The sequence below is a fragment of the Microvirga ossetica genome (assembly GCF_002741015.1).
GTDB classification, from domain to species: Bacteria; Pseudomonadota; Alphaproteobacteria; order Rhizobiales; family Beijerinckiaceae; genus Microvirga; species Microvirga ossetica.
This window is the reverse complement of the sequence record NZ_CP016616.1, coordinates 5305946-5330108: the sequence shown is the minus strand read 5'-3', so window position 1 is coordinate 5330108 and position 24163 is coordinate 5305946. Positions and strand designations below refer to the sequence as shown.

The 24163-nt window shown below is 63.0% G+C and carries 22 protein-coding genes; 12 read left to right on the top strand and 10 right to left on the bottom strand.

Features of this window, described 5'->3' with window-relative positions; translation table 11 throughout:
- Window position 1: 1 nt before the first annotated feature.
- The 6 genes from BB934_RS25415 to BB934_RS25390 form a co-directional block, all read right to left on the bottom strand.
- Window positions 2-1525, bottom strand: coding sequence for a carboxypeptidase M32 (locus BB934_RS25415; RefSeq protein ID WP_099512172.1), 1524 nt, complete (start codon window positions 1523-1525; stop codon window positions 2-4).
- 18 nt (window positions 1526-1543) lie between these two features.
- Window positions 1544-2548: an ABC transporter ATP-binding protein gene (locus BB934_RS25410; protein ID WP_099513211.1), complete on the bottom strand. Its 1005-nt coding sequence runs from the start codon at window positions 2546-2548 to the stop codon at window positions 1544-1546.
- On the bottom strand, window positions 2500-3519 hold the full coding sequence (locus BB934_RS25405; RefSeq protein WP_099512171.1) for an ABC transporter ATP-binding protein: 1020 nt from the start codon (window positions 3517-3519) through the stop codon (window positions 2500-2502). Before BB934_RS25405 ends, BB934_RS25410 begins: the two co-directional genes overlap by 49 nt.
- Entirely contained in the window at window positions 3516-4427 is a 912-nt protein-coding gene (locus BB934_RS25400; protein WP_099512170.1) for an ABC transporter permease, read from the bottom strand. Before BB934_RS25400 ends, BB934_RS25405 begins: the two co-directional genes overlap by 4 nt.
- Window positions 4424-5398, bottom strand: a complete 975-nt coding sequence (locus tag BB934_RS25395; protein ID WP_099512169.1) for an ABC transporter permease — start codon at window positions 5396-5398, stop codon at window positions 4424-4426. The genes BB934_RS25400 and BB934_RS25395 overlap by 4 nt, the downstream gene beginning before the upstream one ends.
- A 138-nt stretch (window positions 5399-5536) precedes the next feature.
- Window positions 5537-7117, bottom strand: a complete 1581-nt coding sequence (locus BB934_RS25390; RefSeq protein ID WP_099512168.1) for an ABC transporter substrate-binding protein — start codon at window positions 7115-7117, stop codon at window positions 5537-5539.
- Window positions 7118-7213: 96 nt separating this feature from the next.
- Between BB934_RS25390 and BB934_RS25385 the strand changes: the two genes are divergently transcribed.
- The 10 genes from BB934_RS25385 to BB934_RS25340 all read left to right on the top strand — a co-directional run bounded on the left by BB934_RS25385 (window position 7214) and on the right by BB934_RS25340 (window position 16306).
- Window positions 7214-8290: a GntR family transcriptional regulator gene (locus BB934_RS25385; protein ID WP_099512167.1), complete on the top strand. Its 1077-nt coding sequence runs from the start codon at window positions 7214-7216 to the stop codon at window positions 8288-8290.
- Entirely contained in the window at window positions 8287-8982 is a 696-nt protein-coding gene (locus tag BB934_RS25380) for a creatininase family protein (protein WP_099512166.1), read from the top strand. The genes BB934_RS25385 and BB934_RS25380 overlap by 4 nt, the downstream gene beginning before the upstream one ends.
- Complete coding sequence (locus BB934_RS25375; RefSeq protein WP_099512165.1) at window positions 8982-9998, top strand: ketopantoate reductase family protein; 1017 nt, start codon at window positions 8982-8984, stop codon at window positions 9996-9998. Before BB934_RS25380 ends, BB934_RS25375 begins: the two co-directional genes overlap by 1 nt.
- On the top strand, window positions 9995-10750 hold the full coding sequence (locus BB934_RS25370; protein ID WP_099512164.1) for an SDR family NAD(P)-dependent oxidoreductase: 756 nt from the start codon (window positions 9995-9997) through the stop codon (window positions 10748-10750). The genes BB934_RS25375 and BB934_RS25370 overlap by 4 nt, the downstream gene beginning before the upstream one ends.
- Window positions 10751-10794: 44 nt before the next feature.
- The gene (locus BB934_RS25365; RefSeq protein WP_099512163.1) at window positions 10795-11691 is read left to right on the top strand and encodes a polysaccharide deacetylase family protein; all 897 of its coding nucleotides are present in this window, start codon (window positions 10795-10797) and stop codon (window positions 11689-11691) included.
- Window positions 11691-12746 carry a DmpA family aminopeptidase gene (locus BB934_RS25360; RefSeq protein ID WP_099513210.1) on the top strand — a complete coding sequence of 352 codons (1056 nt, stop codon included), beginning with the start codon at window positions 11691-11693 and terminating at the stop codon, window positions 12744-12746. Before BB934_RS25365 ends, BB934_RS25360 begins: the two co-directional genes overlap by 1 nt.
- 3 nt (window positions 12747-12749) lie before the next feature.
- The gene (locus BB934_RS25355; protein WP_099512162.1) at window positions 12750-13724 is read left to right on the top strand and encodes an isoaspartyl peptidase/L-asparaginase family protein; all 975 of its coding nucleotides are present in this window, start codon (window positions 12750-12752) and stop codon (window positions 13722-13724) included.
- 87 nt (window positions 13725-13811) lie between these two features.
- On the top strand, window positions 13812-14768 hold the full coding sequence (locus tag BB934_RS25350) for a cyclase family protein (protein ID WP_237050098.1): 957 nt from the start codon (window positions 13812-13814) through the stop codon (window positions 14766-14768).
- Between the two features lie 118 nt (window positions 14769-14886).
- Entirely contained in the window at window positions 14887-15741 is an 855-nt protein-coding gene (locus BB934_RS25345) for an oxidoreductase (RefSeq protein WP_099512160.1), read from the top strand.
- Between the two features lie 106 nt (window positions 15742-15847).
- The gene (locus BB934_RS25340; RefSeq protein WP_099512159.1) at window positions 15848-16306 is read left to right on the top strand and encodes a YbaK/EbsC family protein; all 459 of its coding nucleotides are present in this window, start codon (window positions 15848-15850) and stop codon (window positions 16304-16306) included.
- Window positions 16307-16333: 27 nt separating this feature from the next.
- Here the strand turns inward: BB934_RS25340 and BB934_RS25335 are convergent, their stop codons facing one another.
- From BB934_RS25335 to BB934_RS25320, 4 genes are all read right to left on the bottom strand, one after another.
- A complete protein-coding gene (locus BB934_RS25335; protein WP_099512158.1) occupies window positions 16334-17614 on the bottom strand; it encodes a calcium-binding protein in 1281 nt (426 codons plus the stop codon).
- A gap of 235 nt (window positions 17615-17849) precedes the next feature.
- Entirely contained in the window at window positions 17850-18998 is a 1149-nt protein-coding gene (locus BB934_RS25330) for a glycerophosphodiester phosphodiesterase (protein ID WP_099512157.1), read from the bottom strand.
- Between the two features lie 98 nt (window positions 18999-19096).
- Window positions 19097-20377, bottom strand: a complete 1281-nt coding sequence (locus tag BB934_RS25325; protein WP_099513209.1) for an MFS transporter — start codon at window positions 20375-20377, stop codon at window positions 19097-19099.
- Window positions 20378-20379: 2 nt separating this feature from the next.
- Window positions 20380-22464 (bottom strand): TonB-dependent siderophore receptor, encoded by a 2085-nt coding sequence (locus tag BB934_RS25320; RefSeq protein ID WP_237050097.1) that lies wholly within the window; start codon window positions 22462-22464, stop codon window positions 20380-20382.
- A gap of 422 nt (window positions 22465-22886) precedes the next feature.
- Here BB934_RS25320 and BB934_RS25315 point away from each other — a divergent pair, with 422 nt between their 5' ends.
- Together BB934_RS25315 and BB934_RS25310 are read left to right on the top strand one after the other, a co-directional pair.
- Window positions 22887-23474 carry a hypothetical protein gene (locus BB934_RS25315; RefSeq protein WP_099512155.1) on the top strand — a complete coding sequence of 196 codons (588 nt, stop codon included), beginning with the start codon at window positions 22887-22889 and terminating at the stop codon, window positions 23472-23474.
- Between the two features lie 14 nt (window positions 23475-23488).
- Window positions 23489-24163: a class I SAM-dependent methyltransferase gene (locus tag BB934_RS25310; RefSeq protein WP_099512154.1), complete on the top strand. Its 675-nt coding sequence runs from the start codon at window positions 23489-23491 to the stop codon at window positions 24161-24163.

Below are 24163 nucleotides of genomic sequence, written 5' to 3'. Positions count from 1 at the left end.
CTTAGGCCGCATACTTCCCGCGCAGATAGGAAAGGTACGGAGCGGGATCGAGGCCGCGGCCTGTCTCGCGGACGAGCAGTTCCTCTCGCGTGAAGCGGCGTCCGTGCTGCCAGATCTTCGTGCGCAGCTCATCGGCCAAAGCCGCGTAATTTCCCGCCTCTATGGCGACATCGAGCGAGGGGTTCTGCTGGCGCAGCGTCTCCATCACCTGGGCACCCATCACGTTGCCGACGGTGTAGGTCGGGAACGAGCCGATATAGCCGGTCGACCAATGCACATCCTGGAGGACGCCCTGCGAGTCGTTCGGGACGGTCAATCCGAGATCGCGCCCGATCGCAGCATTCCATGCCTCCGGCAGATCCGACACGGGAAGCGAACCATCCATCAAGGCGCACTCGATGTCGGCGCGCAGCATGATGTGGAAATCGTAGGTGAGCTCATCGGCCTCGACCCGGATGAAGCCCGGCTCGACGCGGGTCACGGCACTGTAGAATTCCTCTGCGCTCACATCGCCGAGCTGATCCGGGAAGCAGCGCTGCAGGTCAGGGAAGTGGCGCTGCCAGAAGCTGAGGCTGCGAACGACATGGTTCTCCCACAGGCGCGACTGGGATTCATGGGCACCGAAGCTGGTGCCTCCGACCGCATAGAGTCCCACGAGATCCGTCGCGAGGGTTGTGCGGGTATAGGCGGGGTCGACGCCCTGCTCGTAGAGCGCATGCCCGACCTCGTGGGCGGTGCCGAACATGGAGGCCGGAAGATAGTTCCGGTTGTAACGGGTGGTGATGCGCACGTCGTTGCGGGTGAACGACACCTCGAACGGATGCACCGTCGTGTCGAGGCGTCCGCGCTTGAAGTCGTATCCGAGCTTCTCGGCGAGCGCCAGGCCGAAGGCGCGTTGCCCCTCCTCCGGGAAGTCCCGGTACAGGAAATCGGAGCGAGGCCGAGGCCGGGACCGCGCGGCATCGAGGATCGGCAACAGCCCGTTCCGCAATTCCGAGAACAGCGCCTTGAGGCTCCGCGCCGTCTCGCCGGGCTCGTAGATCGACACCATTGCGTCGTAGGGATGCTCGCTCCAGCCTATACAATCGGCATAGGAGCGGGAGAGCTCGACGGTCTTTTCCAGGAACGGGGCGAAGATGGAAAAGTCGTTCTTCGATCGTCCCTCGATCCAGGCGGCCTGCGCAACCGTGCGAAGCGCGGCGCGCTCCTGGATGAGCGATGCCGGCACGCGGCGGTGATGCTCGATGGCGTACCGCGTCTGCTCGACCATGCGCCTCTCGGCAGCATCGTCGGCAAGCCCCTCGATGGCCCGTTCGGCCTTGCCGAGAGCCTGCTCTGTCTCGGATGCGAGCAGCAGGTCGCGGGCGAGCCGGGTCAGGGTCGCAATCTGCTGACCGCGGGTTTCCGCCCCGCCCGCGGGCATCATGGTGCGGGAATCCCATGTCAGCAGCGAGGTTGCGTTCAGGACGTCGTTGACGGCGGCGATGCGCTCGTGGAGCGCGGCGAAAGAGGCTTGCAGGGTCATGTTATCGAGGCTTTCAGATCAATCCGTGCCGCCGGTATTGAGGTGGCAGGCGGAGAAACGGCCGGGTCCGATGGCCGTCAAAGGCGGTGCCTCGCGCTTGCAGCGCGGGCCGGCGAAAGGACAGCGCGGATGGAAATGGCAACCGCTCGGCGGATGAAGCGGCGATGGGATCTCGCCCGCGATAGGGCGAAAGTCCTTCTTGCCGACTCCGACCCTCGGAACGCTCTCGAAGAGCGCACGGGTATAAGGGTGGTTGGGTGCTGCATAGAGTTCCGCCGTCGGCGCAAGCTCGACGATCCGGCCGAGATACATGATGGCGACACGGTCGGAGACGTGGCGAACCACGCCGAGATCGTGACTGATGAAGACGCCTGTCAGATCGAGATCGCGGCGCAGGTCCATGAACAGGTTGAGCACCTGCGCCTGGATCGACACGTCGAGGGAAGCGACCGGCTCGTCGAGGACCAGGAGGTCCGGCTTCATCGCGAGGGCACGGGCGATGGCGATGCGCTGCCGCTGACCGCCGGAAAACTGGTGCGGGAAGCGACGGCGATAGGTCGGATCGAGCCCGACGCGGCCGAGCAGGTCCGCCACATAGGAATCCGCGTCGCGCGCCTTGACGATGCTGTGCGCCACCGGTCCCTCCGCGACCGTATCGCCGATGCGCATGCGGGGATTGAGGCTGGCGAAAGGATCCTGGTGGATCATCTGAACGCGGGTCGTGAGCTTCTGCGTGCGCCGTCCCTGTTCCCTGGCGACGGGCACCTTGTCGAACAGGATCTTGCCATCGCTCGGCGTGTAGATGCCGGCGATCATGCGCCCGAGGGTCGACTTCCCGCAGCCGGATTCGCCGACGAGGCCGACGACTTCGCCCTTCCCGACGCTGAGGCTGACATCGGTCACCGCGCGCACGATCTCGGTCTTCGGGCCTGCACCGAGAAGACCGGCAACGCGCTCTCCCAGATTGGGGTGCTTTACGAAGCGCTTCGATACGTGGTCGATGTCAAGGAGAGCGGCTGGCATGAAACAGGCTCGATTGGGTAATGGCAGAGGGCGGTGCGGCCGTCTTCGAATTGCTGGACCGGCGGGGTAGTCGTGCAGGCAGGTCCGGCCTTGAAGCATCGCGGTGCAAACGCGCAGCCCGGGGGAAGATTGGCGAGCGAGGGGGTCGATCCGGGCACCTGCGGAAGCTTGGTTCCCGGCTCGTGCTCGGCCGGCACGGACATGAGGAGCCCCGCGGTGTAGGGATGGCGCGGCGATGCGATCACCTCCGCTGCCGGACCGCTCTCGACCACTCGGCCCGCATACATGACGCAGATGTCGTCGGCGAGGCTCGAGACCACCGCCAGATCGTGCGTCACCCACACGAAGGCCGTGCCGGTGTCATCCGCCAGACGGCGCACCTCGGCCAGGATCTGGCCCTGGATCGATACGTCGAGCGCCGTGGTCGGCTCGTCGGCGATGATGACGGCGGGGCTATGCAGAAGGGCGATGGCGATCGCCACGCGCTGACGCATGCCGCCGGAAAGCTGATGCGGATAGGTGTCGAGTCGCTCCTCCGGGCTTGGAATGCCGACCTTGGCGAGAGCATCGCGCGCGCGTCCCCGGGCGACTTTCCGCGACACTCTGCTGTGCGCCCGTACGGCCGCGATCATCTGCGTCCCGATCTTGAGGACCGGGTTGAGCGTCATCATCGGGTCCTGGAAGACCATGGCGATCTGAGCGCCGCGGACCTGGCGGATGGCCTCACCCTTCAGGCGGGTGAGATCCTTGCCGTTGAGGAGCACCTCACCGCCCGAGATCTTGCCGGGCGGTTCGATCAGGCCGAGGATCGAGTAGCCGGTCACGCTCTTGCCGGAACCGGACTCGCCGACAAGTCCCAGGATGCGGCCACGAGCGACCTCGAAGCTGACGCCGTCGACCGCCTTCAGAACGCCGGCCCGGGTCTGGAACTGCGTCTGGAGATCCTTGACGCGAAGAACTGCTTCGCTCATCGGCTGCGCCTCGGGTTCAGAACGTTGCGGACCTGGTCGCCGACAAGGTTGATCGCAACGACGATCAGCATCAGGGCGATGCCGGGATAGATCGAGATCCAGTAGCGGCCCGACAGCAGGAACTGGAAGCCGTTGGAAATCAGCGAGCCAAGCGAAGGCTGGGTGATGGGAAGCCCGAGCCCCAGGAACGACAGCGTCGCCTCGAGCGCGATGGAGTTCGCCACCTGCACCGTCGCCACGACGATCAAGGGAGGCATCGCATTGGGCAGGAGATGGCGAAACAGCACATGCCGGGCCGGCAGCGGCGTCGAGAGCGCTGCCTCGATGTAGTCCTTGCGCCGCTCGGCACTCGCCGCGCCATGGGTGGTCCGGGCAAAATAGGCGTATTGGGCGGCCACCAGCGCTGCAATCAGCTGCATCAACCCCTGCCCCAGTAGCGCGACAAGCACGAGAGCGAGGAGAATGGCCGGCAGGGAGAGCTGCAGGTCGATGACGCGCATGATCAGCGCCTCGATCCGGCCGCCGTAATAGGCCGCGATGAGGCCGACCGTGGTTCCGAGGACGAGCGCCAGGGTGCTGGCCATAACGCCGACGATCAGGCTCGTGCGAAGGCCGTATAGAATGGCGGAGAACAGGTCCCGCCCGGCGGCATCGGTGCCGAGCCAATGGACATAGCCGCCGGAACCGACCTCGCCGGGCTCGAGCCGGGCATCGAACAGGTCGAGCGTTCCCTGATTATATGGATCCTGCGGCGCCACGAATGGCGCCAGCAGCGCCATGAGGACCACCACGACCACCACGATCAGGGCAGCCACGGCGACCGGGCTCTGCCGATAGTCCGCCCAGAAATTGGCGAGCCGGGTCCAGCGGGTCTCGGCCGGCAATGGAAGTGCGGATGAACTGCTCATGACGCAGCCTTTACGCGAATGCGCGGGTCGAGCTGGCCATAGACCAGATCGACGACGAGATTGATCAGAACGAAGAGGAACACCACGAGGATCAGATAGGCGACCATCACCGGGCGATCGAGCACCGTGATGGAATCGATGATGAGCTTGCCCATGCCCGGCCAGTTGAAGACGGTTTCCGTCACCACTGCGAAGGCGAGCGTTGAGCCGAGCTCGAGGCCGAAGACGGTAACGATGGGAATGGAGATGTTCTTCAGAACGTGAAGGCCGACGACTTTGCCTTCGGACAGCCCCTGGGCGCGGGCGAAGCGCACATAATCCGAGCTCATGACCTCTACCGTGCCGGCCCGCGTGAGGCGGATGAGCAGGCCGAGCTTGAATAGCGCGAGATTGAACGCCGGCAGGATGATGTAGCTCCATCCCTCGAGCGAAGTGATCGACAGGTTCATGCCGAGCACCTGCGTGGTCGGCCCGCGGCCGCCTGACGGCAGCCAGCCCAGCTCGACCGCGAACGTCATGATGAGAAGCAGCCCGACCCAGAAGCTCGGCACGCTGAAGCCGAGGACGGAAAGGCCCATGATCGTCTTGGCCGAGAGGGATTCCGGCTTGTAGCCGGCCCAGAGCCCAAGAGGAATACCGAGGCAGGTAGCAATCATCATCGCCGTGAGCGCAAGCTCGAGCGTCGCCGGGAAGCGCGACCAGATCAGGCTCAGCACGGGAAGGCGATAGATGAAGGACTCGCCGAGGTCCCCGTGCAGCATGTTGTTCATGAACACGAAGTACTGCTCGATCAGCGAACGATCGAGGCCATAGCGGTGGATCAGGGCTTCGCGCAGGGCCTGATCGGATGCGGGATCGATCATCACATCGATCGGGTTGCCGATGGCATAGACGCCCAGAAACACGATGATCGACATGGCGATCACGACCATGAGCGCCTGCAGAACACGCTGAATAAGAAAACCGATCATGCTGTCCCGTGCAGGATTCTTGCTGTCGAGGAGTTAGGCACTGCCTGCCCTCCGGAAGTCTCATCAATCAAAGCGTCCGGAGGGAAATCTTTCCCTCCGGACAAGCCCAGCCTTAACGCCGGGCTGGCGATGTCAGGATCAGCTCTTCGGCTTGATCTCGTAGGCCAGCGTCTCCTGGTCGACCCGCGGCGGGATGGTGACCGTGCCTTTCTTGGCGGCCCAAACCGTCTGGATCTGAACCGTCGGGATCAGCGCGCGGTCGTTCATGGAAACCTCCGTCACCTTCTCGAACAGAGCACGGCGCTTCGCGTCATCCATGGTACGGCTTCCCTCCTGGAGCAGCTTGTCCACTTCCGGATTGGAGTAGCCCTGCTTGTTGAAGGCACCGAGGCCGAGCTGCGGATCCGCCGTATGCACCAGCGATCCATAGGTGTAGCTCGCCTCGCCCGTCAACGTGCCCCAGCCGCTCATCCAGAGGGAGAACTCACCCTTCTGCTGAGCCGGGAAGAACACGGTGCCGTTGAGCGCATTCGCGTTCACCTTCAGGCCGGCGCGAGCCCACATCTGCGAGAGCGCCTCGCACACTGCGCCATCGCCCGGCAGGCGGTTGTTGGTGCAGTGGAAGTCAATCTCGAAGCCCTTCGGATAGCCTGCATCGGCGAGAAGCTGCTTGGCCTTCGCCAGATCGTAGGGACGCTCCGGCAGGTTCTTGTTGCCGCCGAAGAAATTGGCCGGCATCAGCTGGTTGGCCGGGCGGCCCAGACCTTCGAGCACGACGCGAACGAGCGTCTTGCGGTCGATCGCAAGATCCATCGCCTCGCGCACCTTCGGGTCGCGCAGCGGGTTGGCGTCGATCTCCTTGCCGTCGACCTTCACCTTCCGCGGCAGGGTTTCCTTCACGTTGGGCGTGAGGTTCAGGAAGTAGACCGAGTCGGCCACGAAGGTATCGACCGACTTGTCCTTCTGCATCGCGGCATAGTCGGTCGCCGGGACGTAGTTGACGAGATCGACCTGACCGGACTTCAGCGCCGCCATGCGGGCCGGATCGCTCGGGATCTCCTTGCGGATCACCTTCTGCCAGGGCTGCTTCGGACCCCAATAGCCGTCGAACCGCTCAAGAACCAGATCGCCCTTCGGCTCCCAGGAGACGAACTTGTAAGGGCCGGTGCCGATGGCCGCCTTGCCGGAGTTGAACTGCTCGTTGCGCGCTTCCATGCCAACGTTCTTCGACACCACGAAGAGACGGATGAAGTCGTTCGGCAGGGTCGGCGCCGGAGCCTTGGTCTTCACGTGCAGGGTGTACTTGTCGGCGACCTTCGTCTCCGCCACCTGCTTCGTGTAGATGGTCATGCTCATGGGGCCGGTCACGACCGGAATGCGATCGATCGAGAACTTCACGTCCTCGGCCGTGAGCTCGGAGCCGTCGTGGAATTTCACGCCCTCGCGGATCTTGAATTCCCAGGTCGTGTCGTCGATCGGCTTCCAGGACGTAGCGAGACCCGGCTTCAGTCCGAGGTTCTCGTCGGACATGACGAGCGTGTCGTAGATGTGGCGCAGGGCCTCCGCCTGACTGCCGAGCGTCGACCAATGCGGATCGATGGAATCGGGACCGGCGCGCAATCCCATGGTCAGGGTCTGTGCCGAAACCGAGCCGCCAAGGACGGTTCCGAGGACGAGAGCTGCAACGAGCGATCCACCAAGCTTGAAGTTTTGTTTCAATTCACTTCCCCTCTTGCTAAGACCCTGACTTTTCGTCCAAGGTGTTCTTATCGATTAGAACGGTAGGTCACTCGGTTAAGAAAAGTCAACTGCGCCTTGCCCAAACCTCACCCATCTCCTGACGCTTATGAAGGCATCCGTTATAGCGACACGGAACAGACGCCCGATGAGCGCATTCTCGCGGGCCTCGCAGGGGCGCTCGACCGCACGCTTCCGGTGCCGCTCGGCACTCAGCTGCGCGGTCTGATCGAGTTCGGGATTGCCCTGGGGGAACTGCCGACCGGGCAACGCCTGCCTTCCGTCCGCGAATTGGCGGAACGCGCCGGGATCGCGCATATGACCGTGGCGACCGTCTACAGGGAATTGCGCGAGGCCGGCCTCATCGAGGCGAAGCCCGGAGCAGGCACCTATGTCGGCGACGGGCACAACAGCGACGGCCTGCGCTCGTCCGCGATTCGGAAGATCCAGCGGCGAATCGAGACGCTCTTCAACGAGGCCGAGCAGCTCGGTCTGGCGCCATCGGTCGTATCATCGCTGGTCAATGCCCGCGCCGCGCGAGGCCCGACGCCGACACGGCCCCTGCGCCTGGTGATGGTGGGCAACTTCGTCGAAACGACGCAGCAATATGCCAACCGTATTCAGGACTATGTCGGCTCCGACGATACCATCGTCGTCACGACGGTCGATGCCCTGCACGCGGGAGAATCGTTCCCCCTGCCCTGCGATATCTGCGTGACCCTGGCCCATCGCCGCGGCGAGGTCGAGCATCTCGTCCCGAGCGGCATTCCGGTCGTGGGCATGAGCTTCATTCCGGCCGAGGAAACACGGGCGCAGCTTGCGATGGTCGATCCGATGGCCCGGGTGGGAATCGTATCGATCTTTCCCGAATTCACGGCCCTGATGAAGCCCGGCGTGCTGCGCTTTGCGCCTCATGTGTCTGATGTCGATGTGCGCCTGATCACGGCGCCCGATCTCGCAGCCTTCCTGTCCCAGGTCGACGTGGCGATCTATGCCAGCGGCGCGGAAGCGACCGTCAAAAAACTTTTGCCGCCCGATCGGCAGGCCATGGAATTCCGCTACGTGCCGGACCCGCATGCGATCCGCGCCACCCTGCTCCCGGTTATCGAGCGGCTGCGCTCGTCCATCGCTTCGCAAGAGGAAATGACTTCATGAAAATCAGTGAGATGAACTGGCTTCAGGTGGAAGAATACCTGAAGTCGGATGATCGCGCCGTCGTTCCGCTCGGCTGCACAGAGCAGCACGCCTACTTGAGCCTCTCCGTCGACAGCATCCTGGCGGAGCGCGTGGCCTCAGACGCCGCCGCGCCGGCCGGCGTGCCGGTCTTCCCCGTTCAGGCTTACGGCATCACGCCCTATTTCATGGCCTATCCCGGCACGATCTCGCTCAGTGCCGATACCTATCTGCGCATCATCACCGATATCCTCGATTCGCTGAAACGCACGGGCTTCCGCCGTATCCTCTTCGTCAACGGGCATGGCGGGAACACACCCGGCCAGACTGCCGCGATCGAGTGGATGGGACGCAATCCCGAATGCCGGGTGAAATTCCACAACTGGTGGAATGCCCCGCGCACTTTCGAGAAGGTGAAGGAGATCGATCCGGTCGCATCGCACGCCTCCTGGATGGAGAACTTCCCCTGGACCCGTCTGCCCGGAATCGAGCAACCGTCGCACCAGAAGCCGATGGTCGATCTGGAGCGCATGCGGACATTCGGCCCCGAAGGCGTTCGCGAGATCCTGCAGGAGGGCAATTTCGGCGGCTATTTCCAGCGGTCCGACGAAGACATGAACGCCATCTGGTCGGTGGCCATCGACGAAACCCGCGCGCTGATCGAGAACTGGTGATGAACGAGAACACGATCCTGATCTGGGGCGCCGGCGCCATCGGCGGCACGCTCGGCGCCTATCTCGCCCGCGCGGGCGAAGACGTGCTCCTCGTCGATATCGTCGAGCCGCATGTGGAGGCCATGAAGCGCGATGGCCTTTTCATCGAAGGGCCCGTCGAGACCTTCCGCCAGCCGGTGAAGGCTGCGCTGCCGGGCGAGGTCGCAGGCCAGTTCAAGCGCATCATCCTCGCCGTCAAGGCCCATCATACCCGAGACGCGGTGCGTGCCCTGAAGCCGCATCTCGCCGAGAACGGCACCGTTCTGTCCGCGCAGAACGGGTTGAACGAGATCGTCATCGCCGAGGAAGTCGGTGCCGAGCGGACCGTCGGCTGCTTCGTCAATTTCGGCGCGGACTGGCTCGAGCCCGGCCGCATCCTCTTCGGAAATCGCGCGGCAGTCGCCGTCGGCGGTCTCGATGGGCAGGCCACGGATGCGGTGCGCGACTATCATCGCCTGCTCTCGATCTTCGAGCCGAAGGCGGTGCTCACCGACAACATCTGGGGTTATCTCTGGGGCAAGCTCGGTTATGGCTCGCTGCTGTTCGCGACGGCGCTGACCAATGCCTCGATGTCGGAAAATCTCGCCTCCGAGCGTCACTTTACGGTCTATCACCGCCTCGGGCAGGAGGTGATGGCGGTGGCGAAGGCCCGCGGCGTGAAACCTCTCGGCTTCAACGGCTTCGACCCGGACGCCTTCATGCCGGGAGCGGATGAGGCAGCCGCGCGTCGCTCTGTCGCCGACATGGCGGAGTTCAACCGCCACACGGCAAAAACCCATTCCGGCATCTGGCGCGATCTTGCCGTACGCAAGCGCAAGACCGAGGTCGATGCGCAGATCGCGATCATCGGCACCCTCGGCAAGGAGGCTGGAATCCCGACGCCCGCCATCAACAGGCTCGTCACCCTGATCCACGACATCGAGGACGGGCGACGCGAACAATCCTGGTCCACACTCGACGAGATGCTGAACCCATGAAACTCGACTTCGCCAACCGCCGCATCGCCGTTACGGGCGCTGCGCAGGGCATCGGCCGCAGCATCGTGCAGTCCTTTGCCGCCGAAGGGGCTCATGTCTGGGCGCTCGACCTGGATGAGACGGGCCTGCGCATCGCAGCCGAGTCCGGGGCTAAAGCGACCCGCATTCTCGACCTCGCGGATCGTGCCGCCGTCGGTCGTGTTTTCGACGAGATGGCGAATTCCCTCGGCGGCATCGACATTCTCGTCAACTGCGCCGGCGGCGTTCGCGGACAGGTGGCAAAGCTCGTCGAGGAGGTGAGCGAGCAGGATTGGCTCGTTCTGTTCGAGGCGAACGTGCACGGTGCCTTCTGGTGCTCGCAATCCGCAGCGCCGCACATGAAGCGCCAGAAGTTCGGGCGCATCGTCAACATTTCCTCGGGCGCCGGATTGCGGCCGAGCCTGACCGGCATCCAGGCCTATACGTCGGCCAAGCACGCGCTCGTCGGATTGACCAAGCAGCTCAGCTTCGAGCTCGGACCGTTCGGCGTTACCGTCAACAGCGTCGCTCCCGGCTTCGTGCTCTCGAACCCTGCGACCCAGCGGCAATGGGAAAGCTATGGCGCGGAGGGGCAGGCGCGCCTGATCGAGAGCATTCACACGCGCCGTCTCGGACACCCACAGGATATCGCGAACGCCGTGATGTTCCTGGCGTCGGACGCCGCAGGCTGGATCTCGGGCCAGATCATCTCCGCGGACGGCGGACGCTCCTGATTTCGACGCAAAAATTCGATTTAAGACAAGGATTTGATATCACTATGGACGATCTGAGCAGCCAGCCCTGGACGTGGGACGAGCAGACATGGCGCGGCAAGGTGGATCACGTCCGCGCAGGACGCTCCATGAAGCCGGCGAAATGGAAGAATGGTGCCCGCTGCGCCGTGGCCCTGTCCTTCGACGCGGATCACGAGACGAACGAACTGCGCGACGGCGGCAAATCCATCGGGCGCATGTCCCAGGGCCAGTACGGCAACCGCCAGGGCGTGCCGCGGATCCTGAATGCGCTTGCCAAACACGATGCCAAGGCGACCTTCTTCGTTCCGGCCGTCGCCGCGCTCCTCTACCCGGACGAGCAGCGCCGCGTGGCGGCGGAAGGCCACGAGGTCGGCATCCATGGCTGGATCCACGAGCTCAACAGCCAGCTGCCCTATGAGATCGAGCGTGACCTGATGTTCCGCTCGGCCGACGCCCTGGAAAAGATTACCGGCACCCGCCCTGTAGGCCTGCGCACGCCGTCATGGGATTTCAGTCCGAGCACGCTCCGGATCGAACGTGAACTCGGCCTTCTGTACGATTCCTCCCTCATGGCGGACGACGATCCTTACGAGCTCGTCGAGCAAGGCGAGCCCACCGGCATCGTCGAGCTTCCCGTCGAGTGGATCCGTGACGATGCCGTGTATTTCAACATGCACCGCTTCAACGGGCTGCGTCCACACACCCCGCCGACGGCAGTCTACGACATCTTTCTCCGCGAATTCGAGCGGGCTTACGAAGAAGGCGGGCTCTTCCTGCTCACCATGCATCCGCATGTGACCGGCTATCGCTCGCGAATCTGGATTCTCGAGAAGCTGCTGGAAGAGATCTCCCGCCGCCCTGATGTCTGGATCGCCACTCATGCGGACATCGCGGCCTTCGTGAAGGCGGAATGTCCCTGATGAATCGCCCTCCCCGCGCCCGGGACGTCGGCCTTGCCTGCGGCAGACTGGCCGCGGGCGAGCTCAACAGCATTGCCGACGTGCCGGGCGTGCGCGTCGGGCATCGCACCCTGGTCGACGGCGAGATCCGCACGGGCGTGACGGCGGTGATCCCACACGGGGGCAATCTCTATCGCGAGAAGCCCGTCGCCGCCGTTCACGTCCTGAACGGCTTCGGCAAGAGTGCCGGCCTGGTGCAGGTCGAGGAGCTCGGCACCATCGAAACGCCCATTCTCCTCACCAACACCCTGTCGGTCGGCACCTGCTGCACGGCCCTGGTGCGCCACGCCATCGAACGCAACCCGGATATCGGCCGCGAGACCGCGACCGTGAATCCGCTCGTGTTCGAGTGCAATGATGGGTACCTGAGCGATATCCAGTCTTTGGCCGTGACGGAGGACGATGCCCGCGCGGCGATCGCGGAGGCGGCATCGCAGTTCGACATCGGTTCGGTCGGCGCCGGATGCGGCATGAGCACCTTCGGCTTCAAGGGCGGCATCGGGACATCCTCACGGCGATTGGAACTCGACGGTCGGAGCTATCATCTCGGCGTGCTCGTCCTGTCCAATTTCGGCCGCGCCGGCGACCTGCGCCTGCCCGACGAAAGAATTTTCGCGCCGCCCAGGAAGCAGTCCGATCGCAGAGAGCCCGAAAAGGGTTCGATTATCGTCATTGCGGCGACGGATATCCCGCTCGGCGATCGCCAGCTCCGGCGCGTCATCCGCCGCTCCGGCGTCGGGCTCGCGCGCCTGGGTTCGTTCTGGGGTCACGGCAGCGGCGACATCGCGCTCGGATTCACCACCGCGAACATGATCGCGCATGACGAGAAGGCGGATCTTGTCGGCTGCCGCATGCTCAACGAGAACCGGATCGACATTCTCTTCGAGGCCATAGCGGACGCTACGCAGGAAGCCGTTCTCGATGCGCTCGTTGCAGCGGGATCCATGACCGGCCGCGCCGGACATCACCGCCCCGCTCTCCTCGATGCTCTGAAATCCCAATCCCTGGATGTGTAACCTATGACCAGCTCAACCTCTCCCGGCAGTGACTTCGCTCTGGCCGTTCACGGCGGCGCCGGAACGATCCTGCGCAGCAAGATGACGCCCGAGCGGGAGGCTGCCTATCATGCCGGTCTGCGGCGCTCCCTGGACGCTGGACGCATCATTCTCGCCGATGGCGGCAGCGCGCTCGATGCGGTGTCCGCCGTCGTGATGGCGCTCGAGGACGAGCCGCTCTTCAATGCCGGGCGCGGGGCTGTCTATACATCCGCCGGGAAGCAGGAGATGGACGCCGCCGTCATGGACGGTCGCGACCGCTCGGCAGGCGCCGTCGCCGGCATCTGCGGTCCGCGCAACCCTGTTCTCGCGGCACGGGCGGTGATGGAGCATTCCGGTCACGTTCTCCTGATCGGCGAGAGCGCCATGGAATTCTGCCGCCGGCAGGGATTGGCCTTCGCGGAGCCGTCCTACTTCTACACCGAGCAACGCTGGCAGGCGCTGCAGGAGACGTTGGCCATGCGCCAAGGCGGCGACGAGGATCTCGACGAGTCGCGCAAGCATGGCACGGTCGGCGCGGTGGCCCGCGACCGGCACGGCAATCTGGCCGCAGCGACGTCGACCGGAGGCATGACCGCAAAGGCGCCGGGGCGCGTCGGCGACAGTCCAGTGATCGGTGCGGGCACCTGGGCGGACAACGAAACCTGTGCGGTCTCCGCCACCGGCCATGGCGAGATCTTCATCCGCTATGCGGCGGCCCACGAGATTGCTTCGCGCATGCGCTACGCCGGGCAGTCCCTGGACGAGGCCGCACGGGCCGTGGTGATCGACATGCTGGCGCCGGTGGGCGGTTCCGGCGGCATCATTGCGGTCGACCATGCGGGCCAGGTCTCCCTGCCCTTCAACTGCTCCGGCATGTATCGCGGCGTCGTCAGAGATGACGGCAGGCTCCTCACGGCGATCTATGACGAGCCGCTCATCGACTTCCAGAGTGCTTAGGAGCGAGGCAGCAGTTTCGCGAACAAGGCATTGAACCGAAACGCCCGTGGATGGATGATCGCCAGGCTTACAAAGGGAGAGCCTATCGTGATCTCGAAAGCCATCTCATCAGCCGTTTTCCTCACAAGCACTCTCGTTTCCTCGGCTGCCCTCGCACAGCAGCCTGCGCAACAGCAACCAGGACTCTGGCCCATCTACGAACAAAGTATCAAGGGCGCCAAGCATATCGACCTGACCCATGCCTTCGCGCCGGTCCAGCCGGTCTGGCCAGGCTTCGGACTTGCGGAATTCAGGGCCACGGCGGCCGTTGCGGATATCCCTGGCTACGTCCAGAAAGGCGACGAATACACCTATGCCAAGCATGGCTTCGTCGCGACGAGCTATGCGCTCACGACGGACCAGTACGGCACGCAGCTCGATCCGCCGGCGCATTGGGACGAGTATGGGGCGACCATCAGCGATCTCCCTCCGACCTATGCCGTCCGCCCGCTCGTCGTGATCCCGATCCACGAGAAGGTCGCGGCCGATCCGGGCTATCACCTGAGCGTGCAGGATGTGCGGGATTGGGAGAGCCGCAACGGCCGGATCCCGGAGGGCGCCGTCGTGATGGTCCGCTCCGATTGGTACAAGGGCTGGAACGACGCCGCCCGCTTCGCATCGAAGCCGCATCCGGGCGTCAGCCTCGACGCGCTCAAGTTCCTGCATCTCGAACGCAAGATCCTGTTCCATGGGCACGAACCCCTCGACACGGACACGACGCCGACGCTGGAAGGCGAGGCTTGGCTTCTGCACAATCACTTCACGCAGGCCGAGGGTGTCGCCAATCTCGACAAGGTGCCCGAGGCCGGCGCCCTCATCTCCATCGGCTTCGCCAAGCCGCTCGGCGGCACGGGAGGCTATGCCCGCTACATCGCCATCGCACCGGCCGACTGGCCGAACGGCGTGACGGTTGCGGATGCCCCTGGAGCCCCCTTGCCGAAGCAGGCCGCCCCTCTGCGCAGGGACGAGAAAGGCGTCATGCGTCCGCAAGCCGGCGCAAAGTAGGCGCGCCTCAATTGAGGGCCGTTCCGCGGCCCTCATCGCCGTATCGCGCCGCTATTCCCTCCCTCGGGGTTTCGCCTATATCCACCACGTTCCGAAGCCGCCTGAAGAGGATTGCCCCATGCCGCTCAACGAGAATGCCGTCTGGTACATCACCGGCTGCTCAACCGGATTCGGGCGGGAGCTTGCTCAGATCGTGCTGAAGCGCGGCTGGCGCGCCGTGGTGACGGCTCGCGATGCCGGCCGGGTGAAGGACCTGACACACGGACATGAAGACAACGCACTCGCCCTCGCGCTCGATGTCACGAGCCACGACCAGATCGCAGACGCGGTCAGGCAGGCGGAAGACCGCTTCGGTGCCATCGATGTGCTCGTCAACAATGCCGGCTACGGCTATCAGGCCTCCATCGAGGAGGGCGACGACGCCGAGATCCGGGCGCAGTTCGAGACCAATGTCTTCGGCCTTGCCGCGATGACACGCGCGGTCCTCCCAGGCATGCGGGCGCGCCGCAGCGGGCATGTCGTCAACATCTCGTCGCAGGCCGGCTTCATCGGTTATCCTGGCTCCGGCTACTATGCCGCGACCAAGCACGCGGTCGAGGGCTTGTCTGACGCGCTGTCCAAGGAGGTCGCGCCCCTCGGCATCAAGGTGACCTGCGTCGAGCCTGGACCGTTCCGCACCGATTGGGCCGGCCGTTCCCTGCAGCAGCGACGCCCGACGATTGCCGATTATCAGGAGACGGTCGGCGCGCGGCTCGAAACGACGAGCAGCTACAGTGGACGGCAGCCGGGCGACCCCGCACGGGCCGCGGAGGCGATCGTCAAAGCGGTCGAGGCGAAAGATCCCCCGAAGCACCTCGTGCTGGGAGCCATTGCGCTAGATGGAATCCGGGGGAAACTGACCGAGACGCTTGCCGAGATCGAAGCCTGGGCAGAGACAAGCCGTGGCGCAGATTATCCCGAGGGCGACCGCTAGCAACCGAGTTGCAGGAATCCCGGGATAGCCGCTATCACTGGGTATCATCTTGCGTGGGATGCTCACGGCCTCATGCTTTTCGTCGACATAGGGGAGTCTATTGGCCATGAGCCTTGAATCCGTTCGCGCCTTTCTCGCGCAAACAGCGCCGGATATCGAGATCATTGAGATGCAGACCAGCACTGCCACAGTCAACCAGGCGGCGGAGGCGCATGGCGTCGAGCCCGAGAAGATCGCCAAGACATTGTCGCTGCGGGTGGGCGAACGCAATTTCCTCGTTGTCACGAGTGGCACGGCGCGGCTGGACAACCGCAAGGTCAAGTCGACCTTCGGAGGGAAGGCATCAATGCTGGATGCACAGCAGGTTCTCGCTCTGACCGGCCATCCGGTGGGTGGAGTCTGCCCGTTCGGCCTGGCAACGCCCCTGCCCGTCTATTGCGACATCTCGCTGAAGGCGTTCGAAGAGGTCGTGCCTGCTGCCGGCTCCATCCATGCGGCGGTGCGCATCGATCCGAAGCGCATGGCGGATCTCGTCGGAGCCGACTGGGTCGATGTCTGTCAGTAGATGCGACAAGCGCCTTCGCGCGATGAACTAGATGACGTAAAAATCCTTGTCGCTCAAAGCCAGGCCGGATTTCAGCTTGAAGAAGAGGATCGCCTTGTATTTCGTTCCCGACCCGTCGGCATCGTAAGACAGATAGCCGTTCTTCTTGTTGTAGATGAGATAGTCGTTCCCGTCCTGCGCCTTGCTGCCGATCGTGAAGAAATCCGTTTTCAGCTTTCCCGTCTTGCCCAGCTTCTTGAATATGCCGTTCTCCAGCCGGATCGTATCGTCCTTGACATTGAAGTCCTTGATCGTGTCGACATTGGTCTTCGCATTCAGCGCATTCTTGAAGACGAACGAATCCCTTCCCCATCCGCCATAGAGCGTGTCCTTGCCTGCTCCACCGTCGAGAGAGTCATTGCCGACATCGCCGTAGAGCCGGTCGGTGCCATCGCCGCCCTGGAGGGTCTCGGCATTCGCTCCGCCGTAGAGGGTATCGTTCCCGCTCTGCCCCATGAGCCGGTTGTTTCCCGTTCCGCCATAGAGCAGATCGTTGCCGGCGCCTCCGTCCAACGTGTCGTTTCCGACGTCTCCGTAGAGCGTGTCGGCGTCGTCGCCTCCATCGAGGAAGTCGTTTCCGATACCGCCGTAGAGAAAATCCTGCCCGCTGCCGCCGAAGATCCTGTCGTTCCCGCCATCGCCATAGAGGCTGTCATTGCCGTCGAGCCCGTGGATCTCGTTGGCACCCAAATTGCCGAAGATCTCGTTCGCAAGCGCATTGCCGACCAGATTGATGGCGAGTGTACCGGCCGCTGCTTTCAGCACCTCGACATTGGCGCTCAGCGCGAACGAGGCATTGGCGATGACCGTATCATAGCCCTGCCCCACCTCTTCCCAGACCAAATCGGACGCATTATCGACGATGTAAAGGTCGTCGCCCAACCCGCCGACCAGCGTATCGATGCCGCCAGCCCCATCGAGGGTGTCGTTACCCGATGTTCCAACGATGCGATTGTTGAATCCGTTGCCCGTCAGGGATAGGCTGCTGGCACCTGCAACAGCTCTAAGCTCCTCGATCTCAGCATCCGGCGCCATTGCGAAGTTGGCGCTCGTCCAGACGATGTCATAGCCACCACCCAGAGCTTCGAGCACTCGGTCGTCCATGTTGTCGATGAAATAGGTGTCGTTGCCCGCACCGCCGTCGAGCGTATCAGCCCCGCCGCCGCCATCGATGGTATCGTCCCCGTCATGCCCTGCAATGTAGTCACCTTGATCGGTGCCACTAAGGTCGTCGTTACCATCACTGCTGTTGAACGTGACAACGGCCATCTTCGGGTTCCAGGGAGACTTTCAGGCGCCACGTCCATACGCGATGTGGATCGGGCTCGTTTCAATTGGAGCCGAGCCTCCGCGGAGGGAGCGGCGTTTGAGCGGATAATGTCAGGAATAAAACCCGGGATCGTTGACTACCCTGGAATATTTAACCTCTACCCGGCTCAATTGCAATGAAAGCCCGGCGGAGCATTCTCCGCCGGACCTCACATAAACATGTGCGATATTGTATCTAGCGTGCCTTGACGGCTGTATCGGGGAAATCGCTGAACAGGCCATCCACCCCAAGTTCATAGAAGGCCTTGCACTCGGCCGCAGGATCGCCCTTGAAGGACGAGGCCAGACGCTTCGGCTCATTGCGGAAAGTCCAAGTGAAGACCTGAAGACCGGCCGCGTGTGCATCCTTCACCACGGAGGTCGGCGTCGCGAGAACGCGGTCCTGCTCGTCCGTCTTTCCGTCGCCATTGAGGTCATCGGGCTTGCCGTCGCCGTTCCCGTCGACCTGTTTCGTGGGGAGAATATACGGCTTCCACGGCGCCAGGATGTCGGCATAAGAGCGCACTTCGGCCAGCCCCTCCTTGGACAGCAGGTCCTTGTAGGTCCGCTTGTCGCCGACGACCACGAAATCGTAGGGTTGAGCATAAGGTGCCGAAAGGACGATGTTGCCGTCCTTGTCCACATCCTCCGCATCGAGGAGCTGCGCGAGCTTCACGTCGATCCGCGTGTTCAGGTATTTCAGGTTCGCCACCTCGAAGCTCTGGATGACGACCGGCGCGGAGGCATCGGCCCAGCCGGCCTCCTTCAGGAGCGCCACCAGCCGGTCCTCGATGGGCAGTCCGATCGCGGCATGGAACGTCGAGTGCTTGGTTTCCGGGGCGATGCCGATGACCCTTCCCCTCGCGGCCGCTTCCTTCTTGGCGAGATCGACCACTTCCTGCAGGGTCGGAATCTGGAACTGTCCATTCTTCGACTGGTCGCGGTCCACCATCGCCTGCTTGGCGCGCAGCTGCTTGATCTCGGCGAGGGTGAAATCGCCGGCGAACCAATCCGTCGTCTCCACGCCGTCGACCTTGCGGGTGGCCTTGCGTGATGCGAATTCGGGCCGGTTCGCCACATCGGTCGTGCCGCTCAGCATCGGCTCGTGGCGCGCGATCAGGATCCCGTCCTTGGTTACGACGAGATCGGGCTCGATGAAGTCCGCCCCCATCCCGATGGCCATCGCATAGGCTTCGAGGGTATGTTCCGGGAGATAGCCGCTGGCTCCGCGATGGGCGACCACAAGGGTGCGCTCGCCCGTCAGCGTCTTCTCCTGCGCGACAGACGAGCCAGCCGCCAGCGAAAGGCTCATCGCTGCGGCACCCAGTATTGCCAGATAATTCATGTTCGTTCCTCCTGCACAGCTTCTCTATCGGCGCTTCTATGACGCCGTGATGAAACCGATTATGTGGCCGGAATGTCGCCCGGGAAGATCCGAGCCGGTCACGAATGCTGAGGCAGGGGCTGGAGGCGCTGCGCATTCGCCTGCCCAGCGATCGGGGCTGAAACGCGCCGGCTCAATATGGCAACCGGACCGATGGCAAGAACGATAAGCGAAGCAGCCAAGCCGAAACAGGCGCCGTAGCCGAAATTCTGCGCGATCCAGCCCGCACCGATGCCGCCGATCATGCTGACAAGTGCATCCATGCATTGCAGAAGGGTGAAATCGATGCCGGCCTGGCGCGGGTCCGAGAGCCCCATGAACTGGGCATAGAGCGCCACGAAGCCCAGCGCCAGAATGGCGGAAGAGCTCGCCAGGGCCAGGGCAAGCAGAAGCCACTGGGATGTTCCTTCGGTCCACGCCGCCGTCGCCAGCCCTGCCAGCGCCATTGCCTGCAACACAAGGGCGAGAACCATGACCACTCGCGCACCCCAAAGGCGGACAAGAGCGCCGCCCAGAAGCGCGCTGCCGAAGCCGACGATCATGCCGCCGACTCCGTTGACGATCCCCAGTGAATCCAGGTCGAGGCCCGAATCCACGAGGAACGGCCCGAGCATCACCAAGCCCCACTTTTGCGACAAGGCGTAGAGAGCCGAGAGCGCAAGCCCCATGCGCATCTCGCTGCGGTTCAGCGCGTCGCGCAGCGACGGCTTGTGCAGGCGCGCGGATGTAGGCGTGATCGGCGGAGAAAGGACGAAGGGCAGCCCCAGCTGCACGAGCATGATGGCCATGACGATCATCGCCTGGGCCCAGTCGACCCGGGCGACGAGCACGAGGAAGAGCCCGGATCCGATGGCGGATCCGAGATAGGCGCCTCCCACCTGCGCGGCATTGCCCCAGCCGTGATAGCGCTCGGACAGGCTTTCGACCGCATGGCCGTCGCAGGCAATGTCCACGGTGGAGGCTGCGAAAGCGACCACGATGAAGACCGCCATGAGCGACACGAAGCTTGTCGGACCGATCCCAGCGGCCGCGACGAAGCAGACGGCCGTGATGAGCCCGCCGACGAAGACGATGGAGCGCGAGCGGCTATGCCCGATCGGCGGCAGACGGTAGCGCTCGATCATCGGCGCCCAGAGGAACTTCAGCACCCAGGGCAGGATCGCGAGATATGTCAGCCCGATCTGGTCGAGAGGCAGGCCGCGGTCGCGCAGCACGCTCGGAAGCGCAGTGAATGTCACGCCTCCGACGATGCTCTGCCCGACATACAATCCGCCGATCGACAGGACGATGGCCATCGGCGAACCAAGGGCCCGCCCGATCCGCGTTGCCGCAGCCGACATCGTCACCACCGGTACCGCAGGCTCGCGATGACCTTGCGGCCCTCATCGAAGTAGCAGTAGTTGGACGTGCAGACCTGACCGTCCTCATCCAGCAGGTTCGTGGCGTTGACCTGGAAGCGGAAGCCCTTGAGGCTAGGGTCGATATTCTCGAGATCGTAGCGGATTGCGGCATCGAGATAGGCACGCGGATCGTTCTCGATGATGGGCCGGTTGAGGTTGTCGCCGAAGCTCGCGCCGACATAGCGGACGCCGCCTGCGATGCCGAGCCCCGTCGCCGGCCCCTCCTGGACCGTGTAGTCCAGCCAGAGCGAGGCCATGTGTTGGGGCACGCTCGTCAGGCGGTTGCCTACGGTTTCCGGCGTCAGCTCTAGAATCCGCGCATCGATGTAGGAATAGGAAGCCTGGACGTTGAGCCCATCCGTCAGCGAAGCGACGCCTTCGAGTTCGAAGCCGCGCGAGCGCAGATCGAGCTGCACCTGCTGGTTCGTGGCATCGACGACCTGATAGACGACCGCGTTTTCCTGGCGAATTTCGAAGATTGCGGCACGGAGCGATGCGTTGTAGCCGGGCAGATCGTATTTCACGCCGACCTCGACCTGCTCGCCTGTCGTCGGCTCGGCCACGGCACCACCCAGCACCGTGCCGGGATTGGGCGTGAAGGAGGTGCCCCAGCTCACATAGGGCGCGAGACCGAAATCGGTTACGTAGCCCAGGGCGGCACGCCCGGTGAACTTGGTATCGTCACTGTCGAACTCGAACCCGGCGGTATTGTATTCGCTCGTCAGCCAGTCATGACGTCCGCCGAGAGTCAGGCGCCAGTTCTGCCACTTGATCTGATCCTGCACGTAGATCCCGGTCAGGGTCTGGGTCTGATCCTCGCGATAGGAGAGAACCGGGTCCAGCCCCACGGGGATGGTGGCATCGAAGCCCTGCTTGGAGACGTAGCTCAGACGGCTGACATCCAAGCCGGTCAGGATGGTGTGATCGACCGGGCCCGTTCTCACGCGGCTTTCGAGATGGGTATCGCTGACGCCCCCCCAATTGTTCTCGCGGGTGAGGCCGGAACCTCCGTAGACATATTCCTGATTGGTGCCGAGCGCGGAGAACCGCGTGTGCTGGCGAAGGGTGAACATGTCGTTGAAACGGTGCTCGAACTCGTAGCCGATCCGACCCTGCTGCTGCCGGAAGTCGTTGTAGCGCTTGTCGCCGGCGAAGACACGGGTGGCGCCGATCGACAGGCTGGTGGGATTGCCCGCGGCATCCGTGGCATAGTTGTTGAGATAGGCCGCCGTGCCGCCGGTGGTCGCGTCCATGTACTCGCCCAGGATCGTCAGGGTGGTCGCATCGGTGGGCTTCCAGGTGAGGGCCGGCGCAATGAAGACACGGTCGTCCGGGACGGCGCCGATCTCGGTTCCTGCATCGCGCACGAGGCCCGTCAGCCTGTAGAACAGCGTGTTGTCGGAGGTGACGGGCCCGGAGAGATCGAAATTGCCCTGGATTCGTCCATAGGAACCGGTCTGCACCTCAACTTCCCTGAAGGGCAGAAAGGTCGGACGCTTCGAGATCAGATCGACGATGCCGCCCGTGCTGCTCGCGCCGTAGATCGATGCGGCAGGCCCCCTCAGGATCGTGATCCCTTCGAGGCCGTAGGGCTCGAGTCGGAAAAGACCGTTCGGGCTGTTGACCTGGCGCAGCCCTTCGCGGAACACGCCGGTATAGGTCACATCGATACCGCGGATCGTAAACGCGTCGTAGCGCGGATCGAACCCATAGCCGCCGATACGCACTCCTGGCGTATAAGACACGGCATCCAGCAAGGTCTGCGGCTTGCGATCCTCCAGTTGCTGCTGGGTGACCGTCGAAATCGATTGCGGCGTTTCAAGAATCAGCGTGTCGGTCTTGGTGGCACTGCTGCTTGACGTGGCGACATAGCCATCCGCCGTAATCGGTCCCGTCTGAGTGTTCTGGCTCCCCTCAACCGTCACCTCTTCCAGCTGAATGGCCCGCGCCTCGTTCGATTGCGCGAGCGCTTCACCTGAGACGAGTACAAGAGCTGACGATGCTAACAACGCAAGGGGGCGCTTCACGACGGACAACCTTCAAAATAATAACGATAGGTTTCCGCCTATCAGAGCCGTCGTTGGCGAGTCAAATACTCTATTTTTTAATTATTATAATCAAAAACACGATATTTTAGAATGATTCTACTGTGAATCATGAGTATCGATAACTATCACTATTTTAAACAAACAGAATGAAGGCACCGACGATATCCTTAAAGCCCGTCTTGATCACCCAATTTGCCGACTTTTAAGCCGCAAAAAGCGCAACCCGCCTCATCGGTATTGATTGACGTGTGCGTATCATGACGGGTGCTTTTCAACACCGAATACTCTTATAACTCACGGTAATGATGTCTCTAAATCTTGACATTTCTCCGCCCGACTGTTGCGATGACAGCAATCCTATACTTCACAGCCACTCAACTTCGAAGGAATTGGAGGACTTCATGGGCCGCATCATGAAAGAAGACGACGTCTTCATCCCAGGGCTTCTGGACCAGCTCTACCTTCGATTCGGCCCTTCGCAGGGACCGAAAGAAGCCCATGGCGGCATCGCCGAAATGAAGGAGCTGCAGAAGGAATTTCAGATCTTCCGGCGCGGGCGAAACCTGAAGGACTGCTTTGCCCTCCTTAATCTCGGAGGGTTGTGGAACGCTCGCGTCAAGAACAGGTGGCTGTCGCTGATCGAGGATTTGAAATCCTACGATTCGGATGTCCCCGGCGAGAACGGCAACGACCGGATCATGAACATGCTGATCGAGAATCTGGGACGCAGCGAACCGCTTCCGGTTTTCTTTCAAGCGCACGATTCCCGCGGTCCTGACGGGAGGCGGGTGATCGTCAGGACTTCACCCACGGGTCCGTTCTTCATGGAACAGGACCACGTCATCGTCTCGCTGCCGATGAAGCCCAAGACGGCAACGCCGACCGCCAAGCAAGCCGCTCCGGCCGCGCGCTCGGCTCGGAAGACCGCGAGTAAGACAGCAACCAAGACGGCAACCAAGACTCCCCGGAAAACGCCGCGCGGACGATAGGCTTTTCGCCGCCAATGACCGATGATGGGTCGGATCTGGAGCAGCTCCACAGGGATGTCGCGCAGTACTACACCGGCACGCTCCGTCGTTTCGGGCCGACGCCGCTCGGCGTCGACTGGAGTTGCGCTCCGACCCAGGCCCTGCGGTTTCGCAAGCTTCTGAAGCTCTGCGATTTCCAGAGTTCCTTTTCGCTCAACGACGTTGGATGCGGTTATGGAGCCGTGCTCGAATACCTTGCCGACTTCCATCCCGATACCGAGATCGATTATCTCGGCATCGATCTGTCACAGGCCATGGTTCGCAGGGCGCAAAAGCTCTGGTCAGGCAAGCACTATCGGTTCCAGCGGGCCTCGGCCGCTTCGCGCACGGCGGATTACAGCATCGCCAGCGGCATCTTCAACGTCATGCTCGACCAACCGGTGCAGAGATGGGAGCATTTCGTTGCGATGACCATGTCGCAGCTTCATGAAACCAGCCGTAGAGGATTCGCCGTCAATTTCGTGACCGCCCCTCTTGCCGGACAAGACATCAGGCCCGGTCTATACGGTACTTCACCGGAGCGTTGGATCGCGTTTTGCAGGACCGCGTTCGGTCGTAAGGTGACGCTCATCGACAATTACGGCATGAGCGAATTCACCCTTCTCGTGCGCTCTCCGGAACCCCACCTTGGAAATGGTATAGGCGGCTGA